Below are 18,872 nucleotides of genomic sequence, written 5' to 3'. Positions count from 1 at the left end.
GCCGTCGTAGACGCAATTTCTCGGCCAGCCGCAGTTCCTCGGCCAGCTCTGCCTGTCGAGCCAGCATGCGATTGTCTAGGTTCGCTGATGGCACGTGGTTGGGGCCAGTTTGGAAAGTGAGTGGGAGATGCGTGACGCCGCAAGGTCCGGCAGCAAACGCTGGGCGCTCGGCAACTGGGACCTGCGCTGGAAGGTTACGGCGGTCCTGGCCGTTCCGCTGGCAGTCGCGGTTGGCCTCGGCGTGTCCAGGATTACCACCGAGTTCGCCGACGCGAACCGACTGGACGCTGCCGCGAAGAACATCGAGACGATCCCTGCCGTCACCGCGCTGAGCGCGCAGACGGCGACGACCGCCGCTTCGCAGATGATTTCGATCATGCCGAACGTGTCGATCGTGTCGGACAAGAACCTGGCCGACCTCGACAAGGTCATCGCCGATGCCGAACAGTCGGGCGGCAAGCTCGACGGTGTCGCCGGTGCGCGCGCGTCGCTGGACAGCATGATCACCCAGGCCAAGGCCGTTCGTGCCCAGGGCAAGAACGTCACGACGCAGACACCGGCCGAAGTCATCGGGCTGATCGACCAGGTCCGCAACGACAGTGTGCACATCGTCGAGACGACGGTCGGCCAGGTCAGCGACCAGGCCATCGAACAGTCGAAGCTGCGGCTGGTCGACTCGCTGAACACCCGTGCCGCACTGGTCGGTGAGGTTGCCGCATTCCCCGAGGTGCTGCGCGGTTCGGCGGCGGGCGTGCAGAACGCGATCACCGCGGCCAATACCGAGCGGGCGATGCTCAACGTGCTCGCCCACCGCTTTTCCGACGGCGACACCTCGATCGCCGATCTGCGGGCCGGTATCGATAACCGGATCTCGCTGCTGACCAGCCCGGAGGCGCAGTCCGGCAAGATCCCGGTCGGTGATCTGAAGAACTCGCTCACCGGCAGCCTGGACGTCTACGAGCGCGTGGTCAACAAGTCCACCAAGGACATCGACTCGGCGATGAGCTCGCTGGTGTCCAACGCCAATACCGGGGCGTGGACCTACACCGCGGTCGTCATCGCGACCATTCTCGCCGCGCTGTTGCTCGCGGTATTCGTCGCGCGCTCGATGATCGTGCCGCTGCACCGGCTGCGTCTGGCCGCGCTGCGCGTGGCCGAGAGCGATCTGCCGCACGAGGTCGCCCAGCTGCGTAACGGCGCGTCCCCTGAGGATGTGCCGCTGGAGCCGATGCCGATCCGCAGCCACGAGGAAATCGGTCAGCTGGCCCGCGCCGTCGACGATATCCACGGCCAGGCGCTGCGTTTGGCCAGTGACCAGGCGCAGATGCGTGCTCAGGTCAACGACATGTTCGAAACCCTGGCCCGGCGCTCCAAGTCGCTCGTCGACCATCAGCTCAGTTTGATCGAGGCGATGGAGTACGACGAGAAGGATCCGCGCCTGCTGGAAAACCTGTTCCGGCTGGACCATCTCGCGGCTCGTATGCGCCGTAACGGTGACAACTTGCTGATCCTCGCCGGTACCCGGCAGCGGCGCAGCAAGTCCGCGCCGGTCGAGATCGCGGACGTGCTGCGTGCGGCGATCTCCGAGGTCGAGGACTACGAGCGCGTGAAGCTCGGTGCGACACCGCGTGGTTCGCTGGTCGAGCCCGCCGCCTCGGATATGGCGCACCTGTTCGCCGAGCTATTGGACAACGCGCTACGCGCGTCGCCGCCGGAGACCGACGTGAAGTTCACCTTCGCGCAGGGACACGACCAGGGCATGCTCATCGAGGTCGCGGACCGCGGCATCGGTATGCCGCCCAGTGAAATGGCCGATATCAACCGGCGGCTCGAGCAGACCGCCGAGCCGGGGCCGGATACCGCGCGGCACATGGGTCTTTTCGTGGTCGGCCGATTGGCCGAGCGACACGGACTCACCGTGCGTCTGCGCCCGACCTTCGACACCGCGCGGGATCCCGGCGTCACGGTCACCGTGCACGTTCCGATGAGTCTGATCGTGCTCGGCCAAGGCCAGACCACCGCGATGCCGCAGGCGACACCGCAGGTCGCCGCGGCCAGTCCGCAGCGACCGTCCGCCGCGGCGTCGATGCAGACGCGCGCGATCACCAGGACGCCGGGTGGCAATGTCGTTGTCACCGTCGATCCCGGTGTGAGCGGGCCGATTCCGATCAGCAGTCCGGCACCGGCCGCGAGCAGTGGTCCGATTCCGACGGCGGGCGGGCTGCCGCAGCGTTCGCCCGGCTCCACCATGTCCTCGGGAGCCTCGGGGCTGCGTCAGGACCAGGCACCATCGAATCCGGCCCTGCGCCCATCGGGCGGACAGGCGCCGAGCGCTCCGCAGCGTGGCAAGCTCGCCGCGGCGAATCTGCCAAGGCGCAGTGTCACGCCGGGCGGTCCGCCGCCGAACCGGCCGGGCGCCGAGCCGACGGTTTCCGGTGGTGGTCTGCCACCGCGGAATCTGAACTCCGGTGGGCTGCCGCAGCGTCAGCCGGGCACGAATGGTGTGCCGCAGCCCGAGGGCGGTCAGCCCAGTGGCGGACTGCCGCAGCGTCAGCCGGGTACTAGTGGGGCGCCGCAGCGTGCTTCGGGGCTGAATGGTCTGCCGCAGCGCGAACCGGGTGCCGGTGGTGTGCCGCAGCGCGATACCGGTTCGAGCCTGCCGCAGCGTGCTGCCTCGGGTGGGTTGCCGCAGCGTGAGGCTGGTTCGAGCGGTCTGCCGCAGCGGGATTCGGCTGCCGGCGGACTCCCGCAGCGGGATTCGGCCGCCGGCGGATTGCCGCAGCGAGAGCCGGGTGCGACCGGTCTGCCGCAGCGCCAGTCGCCCGCGAGTGGCTTGCCGCAGCGGGAAACGTCGAATGGTTTGCCGCAGCGTGAGAGCGCCAGTGGTCTGCCACAGCGTGATGCTCTGGGTGGCCTGCCGCAGCGGGAAGCCCCCGGGGGTCTGCCGCAGCGTGAGAGCACAGGCGGTTTGCCGCAGCGGGATACCACGGGTGGTCTGCCGCAGCGTGAGGGCACTGGTGGTCTGCCGAAGCGCGATCCGTTGCGTGATCCGTTGAGCAGTTTGCCGCAGCGGGATACCACGGGTGGTCTGCCGCAGCATGAGAGCTCTGGTGGTCTGCCGCAACGCGAAAGCTCTGGTGGGTTGCCGCAGCGTGAGGGCACTGGTGGTCTGCCGAAGCGCGATCCGTTGCGTGATCCGTTGAGCAGTTTGCCGCAGCGTGAGAGCTCTGGCGGTTTGCCGCAACGCGAAAGCACTGGTGGCTTGCCGCAGCGGGAGAGCGCCGGCGGTCGGCCGCAACGCGAGTCGGCATCGAATGGCCTGCCGCAGCGGGAGTCCGGTCTGACCGGTATCCCGCCGCGGGACACCGGTTCGGGTTTGCCGCAGCGGGATTCCGCTTCCGGTGGTCTGCCGCAGCGTGATGCTCTGGGTGGTTTGCCGCAGCGTGAGAGCACGGGTGGTCTGCCGCAGCGGGAGAGCACCGGTGGTTTGCCGCAGCGTGATGCTCTGGGTGGTCTACCGCAGCGTGAGTCCGGTGCCAACGGCCTGCCGCAGCGTCAGTCGCCCGGGAACGGTTTGCCGCAGCGTGAGACCCCGAACGGCCTGCCGCAGCGTCAGTCGGGTGCGCATACGGCGAGCGGGCTACCCCAGCGTGATGGTCTGCTGCCGTCCCGCGATAGTCTCCCGCAGCGGGAGACGGGTCCGACCGGTCTGCCCCAGCGCGATCCGGGAGCGACGGTACTGCCGCGCAAGGAAGTTCCGCCGGGTGTCGGTCTGCCGCGACGCGATCGCGGTGCGGCCCAGCCCGCGGCCAGCGGCGAGACCCCCGCGGTTTCCGAGGGCGGGGCGACGACCACACCGCGCGATCCGGGACGGCACAGCTTCAAGCCCGATCCGGAGAAGGCGGCATCGTTCTTCCAGACCAGGTTGCAGCCCGCGGTCGACTCCGATTCGGTCATGGGCGGGACACCGATCTTCGCCGAAATGATGTCGGCGTGGCTCTCGGATCCGAACTCGGACCGGTCCCAGGTGGCGGCCTCCTTCGAATCACCGGGCGACGAAGGCTGGCAGGCGGCTCGCCGCGCCAGCGAGGCCCAGGCCGAAACAAAGACGGCCGCCGGGTTGCCCCAACGCAATCCGGGCGGGAGGCTGGTCCCCGGCGGTGTCACCGGCAACGCCGATCGCACGCCACGTCGCGATCCAGAAACGATCAGGTCCAGCTTGAGTCGTCACCAGCAGGGCGTCCGGGATGGCCGCGCAATGAAGGCAATGAACCTAACCGGAGATAAAGGAGACCGATGAACCCCGATCTAGGTGGTACGAATCGTCAGCTGGATTGGCTGGTTTCGAACTTCGCCAACGAGGTTCCTGGCGTAGCTCATGCCGTCCTGGTCTCGGCTGACGGCCTACTCATGGCGGCGAGCGCGCAGCTGCCGGTGGACCGTGCCGAACAGCTCTCGGCTGTCACCGCCGGACTGGCCAGCCTCTCGGTAGGCGTCTCGAATCTATTCGAAGGCGGCACCGTGCTGCAGTCGGTAGTCGAGATGGAGCACGGCTACCTGCTACTCATGGCAGTCGGCGACGGCTCGTATCTCGCGGTGCTGACCAATACTTCCTGCGATATCGGCCAGGTGGGCTACGAAATGGCTCTGTTGGTCGAGCGTGTTGGCCAGACGGTGCAGGCCACGCCACGCGTCACGATGGGTTCCTGATGGTGGGATGGACATAGACGATCACCGCATGGGGAGCGCCGAGCCGAGTCTCGTTCGCCCATACTCCTTGACTGCGGGCCGTACCAGGCCCGCGGTCGAGTTGGCGTTGGAGGCACTTGTCGCATCGCATCCGGTCGCCCTGGAGCGGCAGTTCGAACTGACCAACATCGAGACGTCCATCGTGGAGTTGTGCAGAGAATCGCCGTCCGTTGCTGAAGTAGCGGCGCGTTTGGGTATCCCCATCGGGGTGGCCCGCGTGCTCGTGGCCGACCTCATCGAGGCCGGGCATGTGCGAGTTTCGGCGACTTTGAAAGACGATTCCAGCGACGATGAACGTCGCGAGCTGATCGAAAGGGTTCTCAGTGGACTCCGGCGTATTTGATTCGACGGCACAGGTCGATACCCGCACCAGTAAACCGACTTCGGCGAAGATCGTGGTCGCTGGCGGCTTCGGTGTCGGTAAGACCACGTTGGTGGGTGCCGTCTCGGAGATTGTTCCGCTGCGCACCGAGGCATTGGTGACCAATGCCAGTACCGGAATCGACAATCTGACCGGTATTCCGATGAAGTCGACCACCACGGTGGCGATGGACTTCGGCCGGATCAGCCTCGCCGACGATCTGGTGCTTTACCTGTTCGGGACGCCGGGCCAGTACCGCTTCTGGTTCATGTGGGACGACCTGATCCGCGGCGCCATCGGCGCCGTGGTGCTGGTCGACACCCGCAGGCTCGAGGACAGCTTCGCGGCCGTCGACTACTTCGAAGCGCGCAATCTACCGTTCCTGGTTGCGCTCAACGAATTCGACGACGCGCCGCGGTATCCGATCGAGGACATTCGGCAGGCCCTCGCGGTGCCTGCGGATGTGCCGATCCTGTCCATCGATGCCCGCCGTCGCGAGCCGGCCAAGCAGGCGTTGGTCTCGCTCACCGAGTACGCCCTACGCAAAGTCATGCAGGGCTACTGAGCGTTCGCGCTTGACGCGTCGGCACCGAATCGAGTGGCTAAGCTCGCTCGGTGAGGATTTCGGCGCGGGAGTTGCTCGGGCAACTGCTCGACTCGGACTCGTACATCAGCTGGGACCGGCCACCGGTGACGGTGGCCGCGTCCCCGCGATACCGTGCGGATCTGCACAAGGCCGAGCTGGCGGCCGGTACAGATGAGGCGGTGCTGACCGGCGAAGGTCTGCTGCGTGGTCGACGCGTGGCCGTAATCGCCTGCGAGTTCGGATTTCTGGCGGGTTCGATCGGGGTGGCGGCGGCCGAGCGCATCGTCTCGGCGGTCGAGCGCGCCACCGAACTCGGCCTGCCCCTGGTCGCGTCGCCGACCTCCGGCGGTACCAGAATGCAGGAGGGCACAGTCGCTTTCGTGCAGATGGTGAAGATCGCGGGTGCGGTCGCGGCGCACAAGGCGGCCGGGCATCCGTATCTGGTCTATCTGCGCAATCCCACGATGGGCGGCGTCTTCGCGTCCTGGGGTTCGCTGGGGCACATCACCTTCGCCGAACCCGGTGCACTCATCGGCTTTCTCGGCCCGCGCGTCTATAAAGCGTTGTACGGCAGGGATTTTCCGGAGGGCGTGCAGGTCGCGGAGAATCTGTACCGCAACGGTGTAATCGACGGTGTGCTGCCGGTTTCGGTGTTCCGCCGCATCGCGCATCGTGCGTTGAGTGTGCTCAGTGGCGTGCCGGATTCTGTTGCGGCGGAACCTGCTTGGGCCGTGCCCGTGCGTGGTACCGGGAAAGCGAGCCCGGATGTTCCGGCTTGGGAATCGGTCCAGATCTCGCGCCGCCCAGGTCGACCCGGCATTCGTGACCTGTTACGCCATGTGAAGCAACGGGTTCCGCTCAGCGGCACCGGTCAGGGTGAATCCGATCGCACAATAGTGCACGCACTGGCCCGCTTTCGTGGACAGCCGTGCATTGTATTCGGCCACGACCGCTCGGGTCAGGATGGCGAACAGACCATGGGCCCCGCCGCATTGCGCGAGGCCCGGCGCAGTATGGCGCTGGCCCAGGAATTGCGGCTGCCGCTGGTGCTGGTGATCGACACGGTTGGCGCGGCTCTGTCGAAGGAAGCCGAGGAGCGTGGGCTCGCCCCTGAAATCGCCCGCTGCATAGCCGATCTGGTGACCCTGGATACCCCGACCGTCTCGGTCCTGCTCGGTCAGGGCACCGGCGGCGGCGCATTGGCACTGCTGCCCGCCGACCGGGTCCTGGCCGCCACCCACGGCTGGCTCGCGCCGCTGCCGCCCGAAGGGGCGAGCGCCATCGTCTACCGCGATACCGACCATGCCCCCCAGCTGGCCGCCGCACAGGGCATCCGCGCCACCGACCTGCTCGCCGACGGTGTCGTCGACCGCATCGTCCCGGAATTTCCCGACGCCGCCGACGAACCGGTCGACTTCGCCCGCCGCATGGTCGCCGCCATCGCCGAAGAGCTCACCGCGCTGCGCGCCCGCCCGCACGAGGAAATTCGTGCCTCCCGCCGCACCCGCTATCGCCGCCTCGGCCAGCCTGACAACCTCCGGTAACCAGCGCGAACGAGTCCCGTTCGGAAAACCGGTGGTCAACACACCAGGGGTCCTCGTTGACGACGCGGCGCGGCACTTCTACGGTCGGAATGTGACCTTCAGAAGCGAGACCAGCGCCATTCCCTCGATCGTGCTGAACGACGGGCACGTGATCCCGCAGCTCGGCTTCGGGGTGTTCCAAGTACCGCCGCAGGACGTCCAGCCGGTCGTCACCGCCGCGCTGGAGGCGGGCTATCGCAGCATCGATACCGCCGCTATCTACGGCAATGAGGAGGGCACCGGCCGTGCCATCCGCGAATCCGGCCTGCCGCGTGACGAGGTCTACGTCACCACCAAGCTGTGGAATTCCGATCAGGGGTACGACGCCACGCTGCGCGCCTTCGACGCCAGTATGGCTCGGCTCGGCCTGGACTATCTCGATCTCTTTCTCATCCACTGGCCGGTGGCGCAGGCCGATCGTTTCGTCGAGACCTTCAAGGCCTTCCAGACACTGAAGGCGCAGGGCCGGGTGCGTTCGATCGGTGTGTCGAATTTCACCGTCGCCGATCTGGAGCGGATCATCGGTGAGACCGGCGAGATCCCGGCCGTCAACCAGGTCGAACTGCATCCACGGCTGGCGCAGCGCGAGCTACGCGCATTCCATGATGCGAATGCCATTGCCACCGAGGCGTGGAGTCCGCTGGGGCAGGGCACGCTGCTCGACGATCACACCATCGTCGCCATCGCCGATGAGGTCGACCGCACTCCGGCCCAGGTGATTATCCGCTGGCATCTTCAGCAGGGCATTGTCGTCATACCGAAGTCGGTCACTCCGTCGCGCATTGCCGGCAACTTCGACGTCTTCGGTTTCGAACTCACCGGCGACCAGATGAACGCCATCAACGCACTCGACAAGGGCGCCCGCATAGGCCCCGATCCGACCACTTTCACCGCAGGGCTCGCCTAACGAAGGCCGAGATAGGCCGTCAGTTCCTGGGCGGCGGCGCGCCCGGCTCGGTTCGCGCCGATGGTGCTGGCGGATGGTCCGTAGCCGATCAGGTGGATGCGCGGATCGACGGCGACCTGGGTGGCGAGCCGACCGGTCATGGTGATGCCGCCGCCTGGGCCGCGCAGGCGTAGCGGGGCCAAATGGTCCAGGGCACTGCGGAATCCGGTTGCCCAGAGGATCACGTCGGCGTGCTGGAACCAGCCGTCGGCCCAGCGCACCCCATCCGGTTCGATGCTCGCGAACATCGGATGCCGCTGCAGCGCGCCGCGAGCCTGAGCGGCGCGCAATCGATCGTCGAGCCGCAAACCGGTGACCGAAACCACAGAACCCGGCGGTAGGCCGCGGCGCACACGGTCCTCCACGATGGCGACGGCGGCCCGGCCGTCCTCGTCGGCGAATGATGTGTCTCGGAATACCGGTTCGCGTCGAGTCACCCAGGTCGTGGTGGTGACCTGGGAGATCTCATCGAGCAACTGAACCGCCGACACTCCGCCGCCGACCACCACGACATGTTTGTCCACGAACTCATCGGCTATGCGGTAGTCGTGTGTGTGCAATTGGCGTCCGGCGAAGGTCTCCGCGCCCGGATAGTGCGGAATGAAGGGACGCTCCCAGGTGCCGGTGCCATTGATCAGGCCGCGCACCCGGATCGTGCCCGCGGTATCGGTCTCGACATTCAGTATCGTGCCTCGCCCCGCCGTGAGGTCCGCCCCTGTGGCACAGGGGGTTCCGTCGGAATCGCGGTCGCAGACAACGGTCACCGAGACCGGTCTGCGCACCCGCAGATCGAATCGCTTCTCGTACAACTCGTAATAGCGCGGCACCGCGGTGGCCGCTGGCACGGCGTCGGAATCGGGTGGCAGTGTCTCGGCGAACGGCATGCCCGGGAGGTCGTGTACCCGGTTGACGGTGGTGAGGGTGAGCGATGTCCACCGGAACTGCCAGGCCCCACCGGGTCCCGGTGCGTGATCGACGATCAGGAAATCCCGTTCCGGGCGCAGGCCGAGGCGCTGCAGGTGGTAACCGGCCGACAGCCCGGCCTGACCAGCACCGATCACCAGGATGGAGAAGTCTGTCGGCACAAACCGAGATCGTATCGGCTTGGTCGGTATGTTCGACCACCTGTGGCAGAGTTGATGTAACCAGTCGAACCGGTCAGTTGGGGAGGATGCATGCTCGACGTTAGCCGCGATGGCGATGTCGTCACCATCGAACTACAGCGCGAGCAGCGGCGTAACGCGCTGAACATCGAACTTGTCACGCGGCTGCGCGAAGCGGTGTTGACCGCGGCCGAGGACGCCAGGGTGATTGTGCTCACCGGTCGGGGCACCCTCTTCAGCGCGGGCGCGGATCTGTCCGGGGTCTACGTGGAGGAATTCCTGGCGGCCCTGCCCGACATGCTGCACACCATCGAATCCGTACCGGTCCCGGTGATCGCGGCGATCAATGGCGGTGCACTCGGCGCGGGCGTGCAGATCGCGCTGGCCTCGGATCTGCGGGTCATGGAACCCGATTCCTATATCGCCATTCCGGCCGCCAAGCTCGGTATCACCGTCGACCGCTGGACCGTGCGGCGGTTGGTATCGCTGATCGGCGGCGGCCCGGCACGGACCGTGCTGCTGGGCGCGGAACCGGTATCGGCCGCCGACGCCTACTCCTTCGGCTTCGCCAACCGGCTCGGCACCCTGGCCGATGCGCAGGCGTGGGCCAAATCGATCGCCCAACTGGCACCGCTCTCGCTGCGGCATATGAAGTTGGAGTTCAACGATGACGGCACCCGGGATCCGGAGAACACGCAGCAGCGTGCGGCGCTGGAGGCGGCGTGGACCAGTCAGGACGCCCAGGAGGGGCGGCTGGCCAGGGCAGAGAAGCGCGCGGCGAAATTCGTGGGACGATAAATGAATCCGAAGAAGATAGTCGGTATTGCCGCCGGTGCTCTCGGCCTCGCCTGGGTGGCACGCGCGGTCTGGGACATCCCCTCGGCGATCGGCGCCTCCATCAACGCCATTGCGCCATACGCCACCGGCGCGGTGAGCTATCGCAATCGTCAGTTCCACAACACCGAGCCGAGCACCCAGTTCGTCTCGGGCGCCGCTCCGTCCCTGTTGTTTTCGGTGCTGACTCGGCGTAATGCCGGTCGTCCACGCACCGCGGTTCCGCTGGCGACGCCCGACGTACCGACCGATGCCGCCGATCTCGCGGTCACCTGGTACGGGCACGCATCGGCGCTCATCGAGGTGGACGGGTATCGGATTCTCACCGATCCGGTTTGGAGCGAACGGGTTTCGCCGTCGGCGCTGGTCGGGCCGGCGCGGCTGCATCCGGTGCCGACGCCGCTATCGGAGCTGCCGCAGGTGGACGCGGTGCTGATCTCGCACGATCACTACGACCATCTGGACAAGGCGACGGTGCGTCAGCTGGTGGTCGGACAGGCCGCGCCCTTCCTGGTGCCGATCGGCATCGGCGCACATCTGCGGCACTGGGGTGTGCCCGAACATCGGATCGTCGAATTGGATTGGGGCGGTTCGGTTTCCCTTGCCTCGCTGGGGCGCGAGCGCGATGGCACCGATCTGGTGCTCACCTGTACCGAGGCGCGCCACTTCTCCGGCCGCGGCCTGGTGCGCAACACCACACTGTGGGCGTCCTGGTCCATCATCGGCCCGACGCGGCGGGTCTACTTCGGCGGTGATACCGGATACACCAAGGCTTTCGCCGAAGCCGGTGCCGCGCTCGGACCGTTCGATCTGACGCTGCTGCCGATCGGGGCCTATGACGAGGCCTGGCCGGATGTGCATATGAACCCGGAGGAGGCGGTGCGGGCACATGCCGACCTCGGCGTCGGCGATCCGGGACACGGACTGCTGGTGCCCATTCACTGGGCGACCTTCAATCTGGCCTTCCACGGGTGGTCGGAGCCGGTGCGCCGGATGGTCGAGGCGGCGCGGTCGGCCGGTACCGCGGTGGCGGTGCCGATGCCCGGCCAGCGCATCGATCCCAATGACCTGCCGAGCCGGGATTCCTGGTGGGAGGATATTGGGTGAATACCTAGGTTCGTCGACAGGAAGGAATGCAGGTATGAGTGTCGTGGACACCCTGAAAGGCCTGGTCGGCAAGGGTAAGGAAACGGCGGCCAAGAACGCCGACAAAATCAACGAAGCGGTCGACAAGGCCGGCGGGTTCATCGACGAGAAAACCGGCCACAAATACTCCGACAAGATCGGCAAGGTGCAGGAGGCCGCCAAGAAGGCGGTCCCGACGGACCACTCCGCATCGGAACCGCCCGCGCCCGCACCGAAGCCGCCCGTGCCAGAGGAGCCGCCTGTGCCGCCCGCTCCCAAGCCCGCCCCCGAGCCGGGAGAGCCGGGGCAGCCGTAGGCCTGATATGTGGCGGGGACCGGTATCTGTCGGTCCCCGCCCCTAAACTTCATTTATGGTGACCCGCCGGGAATTCGGTGGCAGCCCGGGCCGGCCGGGCATCGAGGTTGAGCTGAGCAACCTCGACAAGGTGCTGTATCCGGCAACAGGAACCACCAAGGGCGAGGTCATCGCCTACTACTCGGCCATCGCGCCCGCGATGCTGCCACACATCGCCGGGCGGCCGGTCACCCGGAAGCGTTGGCCCAACGGGGTCGACGAATCATCCTTTTTCGAAAAGAATCTCCCCGAACACGCGCCGTCGTGGCTCGAGCGCCATGCCATCGAACATTCCGATCGCAAGGTTGCCTACCCGGTCATCGATTCCGAGGCCGGACTGGCCTGGATCGGACAGCAGGCGGCGCTGGAAGTCCATGTGCCGCAATGGCGTTTCGACGGTGACAAGGTCGGCTACGCCACCCGGTTGGTATTCGATTTGGATCCCGGGCCGGGCGCGGGACTCGCGGAATGCGCGCGGGTCGCGCTCGCGGTGCGCGAGATGGTCGAGGGCATCGGGCTGCACGCCTTTCCGGTTACCAGTGGTAGCAAGGGAATTCACATCTATGTGCCGCTGGAACGGGAGTTGAGTCCGGGTGGTGCGTCCACCGTGGCCAAACAGGTGGCGACGAATCTGGAAAAGCTGCACCCGGATCTGGTGACCGCGACGATGGCGAAATCGGCGCGCGGCGGGAAGGTCTTCCTGGACTGGAGTCAGAACAATCCGGCCAAGACCACCATCGCACCGTATTCGCTGCGCGGCCGCACCGAACCGAATGCGGCCGCACCGCGCACCTGGGCCGAGTTGGAGAACCGGAAGAAGCTGCGACACTTGCGCTTCGACGAAGTGCTGGCCCGCTGGCGCGATGATGGCGATCTGCTCGCCGAGTTGGATCCGCCCAGCTCGGACAGCGATGCGCTGACGAAATACCGCTCGATGCGTGATGCTTCGGCGACCCCCGAACCCGTGCCCTCCGAAAAACCGGCGCCGGGAACGAATAATCGGTTCGTCGTCCAGGAACATCATGCGCGGCGGCTGCATTGGGACGTGCGGCTCGAACGCGACGGTGTATTGGTGTCGTGGGCCGTGCCGAAGGGGCCGCCGACCTCATCGGATCAGAACCGGCTCGCCGTGCACACCGAGGACCATCCGTTGGAGTACTTGAACTTCCACGGTGCCATCCCGAAGGGACAGTACGGCGCGGGGGAGATGACCATCTGGGATTCCGGTACCTATGACACCGAGAAGTGGCGCGCGGACGAGGTCATCGTCACCTTCTACGGCAAGCGACTGCGCGGCCGCTACGCGATGATCCGAACCAATGGCACCCAGTGGCTGATGCATCTCATGCGCGAGCAGAATCCGGCCGAGGAGGGCACCGACCGGGTCTCCAGTGGTCCGGTCGGCCCCGAGGCCGCGTTCATCGTGCCGAGACCGGCTGGGCCCGCGCCCTTTCCGCGTGGCCTGCGGCCGATGCTGGCCACGCACGGTGAGGTCGCCGATCTCGATGATGTCGAGTGGTGCTTCGAAACCAAATGGGACGGCTTCCGGCTGATCGCCGAAATAGATTCCGGAACACTGACGTTGCGCAGCCGGGCGGGCAATGTGGTGACCGAACGCTATCCCTGCATGGCCGTGCTGGCCGAGGAGTTGGCCGGACACAATGTGGTGCTCGACGGTGAGGCCGTGGTGTTCGACGATCACGGCATCGCCAATGTCGGTCTGTTGCAGGCCGATGCGGCCCGTGCGGTCTTCGTCGCCTTCGATGTGCTGTATTTGGACGGGACTTCCCTTATCCGCAAACGGTATTCGGATCGGCGTCGGGTATTGGAAGCGATCGCGGGCAACGCACCGTCACTGCGGGTGCCGCCGCGACTGGACGGCTCCGGCGCCGAAGCGCTGCGCTACAGCCAGGAGCAGGGCCTGGAGGGTGTAGTCGCCAAGCGCAAGGATTCGGTGTATCTGCCCGGTAAGCGCGGGCATTCGTGGGTTAAGCACCGCAACTGGCGCACCCAGCGGGTGCTGATCGGCGGCTGGCGACGCAGTGACGCCCGCAACTTCAAATCGCTGCTGGTCGGCATTCCGCACGAGGGCAGGTTGTATTACGTGGGGCGGGTCGGCACCGGGTTCAGCGAGTCGGTGATGCGGGATCTGGCCGAAAAGCTGGGCAAGTTGGAGCGCAAGACCACCCCGTTCGACAACGATCTCACCGCCGAGGAGCGCGAGGACGCGGTGTGGGTCACCCCGAAACTGAGCGGAACCGTGCGCTTCATGAACTGGACCGAGACCGGCCGCCTCTGGCATCCGGCCTGGCTCGGCGAGATGTGACGGCGGTCGCTGATGGTTTGCCGGGTCATCGGGGAGTTCGCTGGGTATCGTTTGTTCGCGGTTGTGTCGGCTCGAAAACGAGGAGTGCACGGTGGATTTCAAGAACCTGGCGAATAAGGCGCTGGACCTGGCCCAGCAGAATGCGGACAAGGTGGATACCGCCATCGATAAGGTGGGCGATCTCGTCGACAAGCAGACCGACGGCAAGTTCGCCGGCCAGGTCGACGCCGCGCAGGATGCCGCCAAGAAGGCCATCCACAAGGACGGCTGAGTCGCCCGACCCTTTCGAGCGACCTGCAAGCAGTCGCTACGGCGTGGCGGACCGGGCGTACCGATCCGCCATTTCCGCGGTCAGCTCTGTTCGCGGGCGAGCAGCGCAATGATGGTCGCGCTATCGGTGACCATCGCGTGCCCCTGGAATTCGAAATCGTCGTAGGCGCGCGCCATTGCCTCCTTATCGCGGCCGCCGACGGCATCGCTGATGATCACCGGCACGAAGCCGAGATCGGTCGAATGGGTGACAGTCGGCGCGATGCCGATCTCCAGTGCGACACCTGTGATCGCGTATGCGCCGATGCCGAGATCGCGCAGCACCGCGGCCAAGGGCGTGCCCTCGAATGCCGACATGGAGGTCTTGTCGAAGATCACTTCATCGGCTGTCGGCCGCAGCTCCGGCACCAGTTCGAAGGCCGGGGTGTCACGCTGCAGAATGAATTTCACGTCATCGACATCGTCGACCTGCTGCCAGCTCATCGCCATGCGCAGCGCGAAGGCACCACTCAGGCGGCGCGGCAGGAAGAAATGCCGCAGGAAAATGACCGGATAACCGCCGCGCCGTGCCGCTTCGACCACCCGCGCCACCCGCTCGATGATCTGCGGACCGTCCGGTAATTGGGACAGCACACCGACCTGCATGTCGTAGACGATCACCGCCATGCGGTGCGGCGCACACACATCGGCGAGATCTTCGGGAATGTCCAGTCCGTTGCCATGCCGCATGGTCAGCTCACTCCTGTTCGGTACCGGTCACCTTCGGGGTACCGACGGTGATTCCGTTGCGCGATAGCCACTTTCGAAGCGTGCTTCAGGCCCGCCTCGTCCCAACTGTAACCATGTCGGAAATCGGACATGCAGGGCGTCGCCGATGTCCGCCCGTGACCGTTGCTAGGGCCTCTGAGCAGGCAGTACGGTGGTGGTATTCGAGTCCGGGCGAAGTCGGCGCCGACGCATCCCAGGCGCATTATGCGTCGCGCCGCGTCGGAACGCTGGAGGCCGCGATGAAAATTTTGTCTGCGTCATTCGTCGGCGCTGACCGGAAATCCGGTGCGATATCGATCCTTATCGTCCTAGCGGTCGTGGCGTTCGCATTCGTGCCCGTTGCCCGAGCTTTGCCGCCGCCGGATCAGGACCCGTTCTACGCGGCACCGGTCGATCTGGCTTCGCAGCCCGACGGTGCTGTCCTGCGGACTCGCTCGATCGCGTTGTACGGTCTACCGCTTCCGGTTTCGGCCTGGCAGGTGCAATACCGGACCAACGACACGAACGGCTCGCCGACCGCGGGGATGGCGACCGTGCTGGTGCCGAACTGGCCGTGGTTCGGTCCGGGGCAGCGGCCGCTGCTGTCGTATCAGATCGCTGAAGACAGCCTCGACACTCGGTGCGCGCCGTCGTACGCGCTGCGAGGCGGCTGGGATCTCGGCGGCGTGAATACCTATATCGACACACCGTTCATCGCCGAGGCGCTGCGTCGCGGCTGGGCGGTGGTGGCAAGCGATTACGAGGGGCCGGACTCGCGATTCCTGGACGGCGTCAACTCCGGCCGTGCGGTGCTCGACGGCATCCGCGCCGCTCGGGCGCTCGCACCGGATGGCGTCGGTCCGGGGAGTCCCATTGGGGCGTGGGGCTATTCGGGCGGTGCCTTCGCGACGCTGTGGGCGGCGCAGATACAACCGGAGTACGCGCCCGATATCCAATTCGCCGGAATCACCTCGGGTGGTGTGCCCACCGATTGGACGGCGATGGCCCATGGTGTCGATGGCACCGCGCAAGCGGGGCTGGCAATGCTCGTCTTGATCGCGATCGCGAAGGACGAGCCGAATTCCGGTGTGCCGGACCTGCTCAACGAACGCGGTCGGATCGCCCTTGTCGAGGATGCCTCGGCTTGTGGTCCGGATCTCCTCTTCAAGTACTTCAATGCGCATGTGGACGATTTCGCGGCGGTGTCGGACGTGTTGTCCCATCCGGTATTGCGGGCGGCGACCGACCGGCAGGAGCTCGGCGGCAGTGCACCGGTCATGCCGATGTACCTGTACCACAGCACAACTGACGATGTGATCCCGGTCGCGGGCTTTACCGATCTGGTCGGGCGATACTGCGCACAGGGTGCCGATCTCACCTCGGTGCATTCGGTGCTGCCCGGACACGATGTGGCCGCCATCGGTGAGACGGCCGGTGCGATGGGCTTCCTCGCCGATCGCTTCGCGGGTGTCCCGGTAGCGCCCGGCTGTCACGGGCGATAAACGAAAGATGCGGCGCGCTACGAGGATTCGCCGCGCGCCGCGTTCGCAGTGCTGTGCGTGGTCTTACTTGACCGGAGCGTCCTGCCATTTGGTGGTGCCGGGCGGGGCGGACAGGGTGCTGAGCAGATCGATGCCCGCGATGATCAGTGCCGGCCCACCGACCACGAGGGTACCGATAATGCCGCCGATGCCCGCGCCCGCGATGACGCTGGCGATGACGGTCGGTCCGCCGATGATGCCGGTGAGCCCGACCAGGGCGCCGATAACCGTGCCGAGGAAGCCGCCGATGGCGGCGGCAATGCTGAACTGGGACAGGAAGCTATCCTGCGCGCGCAGATTCTCTCGCGGCGACGCGACCGGCGTGGCCGCCTGCCGCGCCGTCGTGTAGTCCTTGACCGCGGTCAACTCCAGCACCCGGCCCGCGTCGCGAATCTCGTGCGGCATGGCGAACTCCAGACCGTCCTGCCGGAACACCAGTGGCAGCGTGACCACCGTATTGCCCGCGATGTCCTTGACATCCACGGTGTTCGCCGACATCTGGAAGGATCCGTTGGTCAGCGTGGTGACGATCTTGTCGCCAACCAGTTTTGCCTCGTATCCGATATCCGGTACGGGCGCGGCATCCGGCTGTGCATAGGAAGTGCCCGAGCCGACCGCGACAGCGGCGACGATCGGCACGGCTGCCGCAGTGATCTTGCGGAGAATCATTCCGGGGTCCAATCTTCATCAGGTTTTGCAAGCCGTAGCAACGCTCCGCACACGAAAAATCCTCCCCCCGACGCTGTGCAGAGTCACGATGTGATCTAGAGAACACACTCCGAGGACACCGTACCGCGTAAAAAAGGTTTAGAGGAATGCTTTTCGGGGTATCCGGTATTACTCACATGATGAGTCTTGTTATAGCTCTTCGCTATTCGGTCAGGACCCCGGCTGCTGCAAGACATTGATCGCGCGGGCGATCACCAGGATCACCAGCACCAGCGAGATCGCCGATTGCAGCATCATCGTCGCCTTCGCCCACCGCGACATCGGCATCACATCGGTCGGACTGAACGCCGTCGCATTGGTGAACGCCAGATACAGATAGTCCAGGAACTGTGGCTCCCAGTCGAGTCCGGCCAGGTCCGGGCTCTGCATCTGCACGAACAGGAAGTCCGGCAATGGCTTTCGCGCATGCGCGCGTGCCGCGGGTCCGCCGCGATCGAACTCCCAATACCAGAGGCCGAATACCACCACATTGGTCAACCACACCGCACCGCCCGAGACGAGCAGTCGCATGGGATCGGTGAGTGTCCCATCGATCAGTTGGAACACCAGTCGACCCGCCGACACCGCCGTGGCCAGACTCAGCAACCCGGTCAGCAGCAGGCCGCCGCTGCGCAACCAGCGCTCTTCCCGGTTGAGCCGGAACGGATTCGCCACCACCAGCACGCCGAGCAACAGGACCTCGAGCACGGGCAGGACCAGCCAGGCGGGCTGCTGCCGGAGCTCCTTCGGCGCCACCTGCAACACCACGATCACCAGCACGGCGAGCGTCGCGGCCAACCGCGACTCACCCTCCGTCCTGCGTTGCCAGGCAGGCACATCCTCGTCTTGGTCCGGCACAGAGGCCAGTATCGCCGATCAGGTCAGCAGATCGAGGACGACCGCGCCGAGGCAGACCGTGATAACAATGGTCAGCGCGATCACGTCATTGCGGCCAGGGGCGCTCGGGCGGGCAGTCAGCTGGCCGGTGCCGCCACGTGCGGTAATGGCCTCGCCCAGTTCGGTTGCCCGGCGGCTGGATACCGCCATGGCGGCGGTGAGGATATCGACGAGCGGATTGTCGGCGGCGCGATTGAGCAGGCCGTCCTTCGGGCGAAGTCGCCGCGCCGCCCGCAGCACCCGGATCTCGTCCATCAGCAGTGGCAGTCCGCGCAGTGTCAGCGCGATGACCACGGCCCATTCGTCCACGGGCACGTGGAATCTGCGTAGCGGGGAGCCGAGTTTGGCCAGCGCGGGTGCGATATCCCCCATCGGGGTGGTCCAGGCGATCAGGAACGAGGATGCCAGCAGGATCAGGCCGAAGACGGTGACATTGATGTAGCGCAGTAAGGATTCGCTGCCCACCGGCACATTGAGCAGGGCGCCGATACCGAGTATTGCCCAGAACCACCATGGCAGGCGAGGAAGTGTGCTCAGTGGCAGTCGGGCCACCACCCCGATCGCGATCAGGAATACGACCATCAAGCCGAGTACCGGCCAGGACGGCAGGAACATCAGCACCACACTGATCAGGAACGCGCCGATGATCTTGGTTCCGGCCCAGAGGCTGTGCACCGGACTGGAAACCGGCACTTCGCGGAACAGCACCGTGGTCATGACTGCGCCTCGCTGGCGCTCGGC

The 18,872-nt window shown here is 66.0% G+C and carries 17 protein-coding genes; 12 read left to right on the top strand and 5 right to left on the bottom strand.

The annotated features are described in order from the left end of the window. The first annotated feature begins 127 nt into the window (after window positions 1-127). The 6 genes from ACIBI6_RS35755 (at window position 128) to ACIBI6_RS35730 (ending at window position 8,186) form a co-directional block, all read left to right on the top strand. A complete protein-coding gene (locus ACIBI6_RS35755; protein WP_364347169.1) occupies window positions 128-4,300 on the top strand; it encodes an ATP-binding protein in 4,173 nt (1,390 codons plus the stop codon). Next, window positions 4,297-4,710, top strand: a complete 414-nt coding sequence (locus ACIBI6_RS35750; RefSeq protein ID WP_011207200.1) for a roadblock/LC7 domain-containing protein — start codon at window positions 4,297-4,299, stop codon at window positions 4,708-4,710. Before ACIBI6_RS35755 ends, ACIBI6_RS35750 begins: the two co-directional genes overlap by 4 nt. A 7-nt stretch (window positions 4,711-4,717) precedes the next feature. Beyond that, a complete protein-coding gene (locus ACIBI6_RS35745) occupies window positions 4,718-5,092 on the top strand; it encodes a DUF742 domain-containing protein (RefSeq protein WP_040686485.1) in 375 nt (124 codons plus the stop codon). Continuing rightward, window positions 5,073-5,675: an ATP/GTP-binding protein gene (locus tag ACIBI6_RS35740; RefSeq protein ID WP_174414979.1), complete on the top strand. Its 603-nt coding sequence runs from the start codon at window positions 5,073-5,075 to the stop codon at window positions 5,673-5,675. The genes ACIBI6_RS35745 and ACIBI6_RS35740 overlap by 20 nt, the downstream gene beginning before the upstream one ends. A 50-nt stretch (window positions 5,676-5,725) precedes the next feature. Further along, window positions 5,726-7,240, top strand: a complete 1,515-nt coding sequence (locus ACIBI6_RS35735; RefSeq protein WP_364347172.1) for a carboxyl transferase domain-containing protein — start codon at window positions 5,726-5,728, stop codon at window positions 7,238-7,240. Between the two features lie 91 nt (window positions 7,241-7,331). After that, window positions 7,332-8,186: an aldo/keto reductase gene (locus ACIBI6_RS35730; RefSeq protein ID WP_364347174.1), complete on the top strand. Its 855-nt coding sequence runs from the start codon at window positions 7,332-7,334 to the stop codon at window positions 8,184-8,186. Here the strand turns inward: ACIBI6_RS35730 and ACIBI6_RS35725 are convergent. Continuing rightward, window positions 8,183-9,310, bottom strand: coding sequence for an NAD(P)-binding domain-containing protein (locus tag ACIBI6_RS35725; protein ID WP_396959364.1), 1,128 nt, complete (start codon window positions 9,308-9,310; stop codon window positions 8,183-8,185). The genes ACIBI6_RS35730 and ACIBI6_RS35725 overlap by 4 nt on opposite strands. Before the next feature lie 90 nt (window positions 9,311-9,400). Here ACIBI6_RS35725 and ACIBI6_RS35720 point away from each other — a divergent pair, with 90 nt between their 5' ends. The 5 genes from ACIBI6_RS35720 (at window position 9,401) to ACIBI6_RS35700 (ending at window position 14,239) form a co-directional block, all read left to right on the top strand. Then, entirely contained in the window at window positions 9,401-10,126 is a 726-nt protein-coding gene (locus tag ACIBI6_RS35720; RefSeq protein ID WP_364347178.1) for an enoyl-CoA hydratase, read from the top strand. After that, window positions 10,127-11,269 carry an MBL fold metallo-hydrolase gene (locus ACIBI6_RS35715; protein ID WP_364347180.1) on the top strand — a complete coding sequence of 381 codons (1,143 nt, stop codon included), beginning with the start codon at window positions 10,127-10,129 and terminating at the stop codon, window positions 11,267-11,269. It abuts the gene before it with no gap. 34 nt (window positions 11,270-11,303) lie between these two features. Continuing rightward, window positions 11,304-11,603, top strand: coding sequence for an antitoxin (locus tag ACIBI6_RS35710; RefSeq protein WP_364347182.1), 300 nt, complete (start codon window positions 11,304-11,306; stop codon window positions 11,601-11,603). 55 nt (window positions 11,604-11,658) lie between these two features. Continuing rightward, window positions 11,659-13,968: an ATP-dependent DNA ligase gene (locus ACIBI6_RS35705; RefSeq protein ID WP_364347184.1), complete on the top strand. Its 2,310-nt coding sequence runs from the start codon at window positions 11,659-11,661 to the stop codon at window positions 13,966-13,968. 91 nt (window positions 13,969-14,059) lie between these two features. Beyond that, window positions 14,060-14,239 carry an antitoxin gene (locus ACIBI6_RS35700; RefSeq protein WP_364347186.1) on the top strand — a complete coding sequence of 60 codons (180 nt, stop codon included), beginning with the start codon at window positions 14,060-14,062 and terminating at the stop codon, window positions 14,237-14,239. Between the two features lie 80 nt (window positions 14,240-14,319). Here ACIBI6_RS35700 and ACIBI6_RS35695 read toward each other — a convergent pair whose 3' ends face one another. Beyond that, window positions 14,320-14,967 (bottom strand): isochorismatase family cysteine hydrolase, encoded by a 648-nt coding sequence (locus tag ACIBI6_RS35695; RefSeq protein ID WP_364347188.1) that lies wholly within the window; start codon window positions 14,965-14,967, stop codon window positions 14,320-14,322. Between the two features lie 278 nt (window positions 14,968-15,245). Between ACIBI6_RS35695 and ACIBI6_RS35690 the strand changes: the two genes are divergently transcribed. Continuing rightward, complete coding sequence (locus tag ACIBI6_RS35690; RefSeq protein ID WP_364347190.1) at window positions 15,246-16,487, top strand: lipase family protein; 1,242 nt, start codon at window positions 15,246-15,248, stop codon at window positions 16,485-16,487. A 63-nt stretch (window positions 16,488-16,550) separates the two neighbouring features. Here ACIBI6_RS35690 and ACIBI6_RS35685 read toward each other — a convergent pair whose 3' ends face one another. The 3 genes from ACIBI6_RS35685 to ACIBI6_RS35675 form a co-directional block, all read right to left on the bottom strand. Continuing rightward, on the bottom strand, window positions 16,551-17,195 hold the full coding sequence (locus ACIBI6_RS35685) for an ammonium transporter (RefSeq protein ID WP_364347192.1): 645 nt from the start codon (window positions 17,193-17,195) through the stop codon (window positions 16,551-16,553). Between the two features lie 210 nt (window positions 17,196-17,405). Beyond that, window positions 17,406-18,092, bottom strand: coding sequence for a hypothetical protein (locus ACIBI6_RS35680; RefSeq protein WP_364347194.1), 687 nt, complete (start codon window positions 18,090-18,092; stop codon window positions 17,406-17,408). A gap of 18 nt (window positions 18,093-18,110) precedes the next feature. Continuing rightward, complete coding sequence (locus tag ACIBI6_RS35675) at window positions 18,111-18,848, bottom strand: energy-coupling factor transporter transmembrane component T family protein (RefSeq protein ID WP_396959359.1); 738 nt, start codon at window positions 18,846-18,848, stop codon at window positions 18,111-18,113. Between the last annotated feature and the right edge of the window lie 24 nt (window positions 18,849-18,872).

Origin of the sequence: Nocardia sp. NPDC050412, from assembly GCF_044458825.1 — a bacterium.
In the GTDB taxonomy this organism is placed as follows: Bacteria; Actinomycetota; Actinomycetes; order Mycobacteriales; family Mycobacteriaceae; genus Nocardia.
This window is presented reverse-complemented; position numbering and strand designations above follow the sequence as displayed.

Coding starts and splice junctions, on each gene's coding strand:
- ACIBI6_RS35685 (WP_364347192.1), bottom strand. CDS start 17,195: ATGATTCTCCGCAAGATCACTGCGGCAGCCGTGCCGATCGTCGCCGCT.
- ACIBI6_RS35720 (WP_364347178.1), top strand. CDS start 9,401: ATGCTCGACGTTAGCCGCGATGGCGATGTCGTCACCATCGAACTACAG.
- ACIBI6_RS35715 (WP_364347180.1), top strand. CDS start 10,127: ATGAATCCGAAGAAGATAGTCGGTATTGCCGCCGGTGCTCTCGGCCTC.
- ACIBI6_RS35690 (WP_364347190.1), top strand. CDS start 15,246: ATGAAAATTTTGTCTGCGTCATTCGTCGGCGCTGACCGGAAATCCGGT.
- ACIBI6_RS35755 (WP_364347169.1), top strand. CDS start 128: ATGCGTGACGCCGCAAGGTCCGGCAGCAAACGCTGGGCGCTCGGCAAC.
- ACIBI6_RS35750 (WP_011207200.1), top strand. CDS start 4,297: ATGAACCCCGATCTAGGTGGTACGAATCGTCAGCTGGATTGGCTGGTT.
- ACIBI6_RS35745 (WP_040686485.1), top strand. CDS start 4,718: ATGGACATAGACGATCACCGCATGGGGAGCGCCGAGCCGAGTCTCGTT.
- ACIBI6_RS35710 (WP_364347182.1), top strand. CDS start 11,304: ATGAGTGTCGTGGACACCCTGAAAGGCCTGGTCGGCAAGGGTAAGGAA.
- ACIBI6_RS35675 (WP_396959359.1), bottom strand. CDS start 18,848: ATGACCACGGTGCTGTTCCGCGAAGTGCCGGTTTCCAGTCCGGTGCAC.
- ACIBI6_RS35705 (WP_364347184.1), top strand. CDS start 11,659: ATGGTGACCCGCCGGGAATTCGGTGGCAGCCCGGGCCGGCCGGGCATC.
- ACIBI6_RS35695 (WP_364347188.1), bottom strand. CDS start 14,967: ATGCGGCATGGCAACGGACTGGACATTCCCGAAGATCTCGCCGATGTG.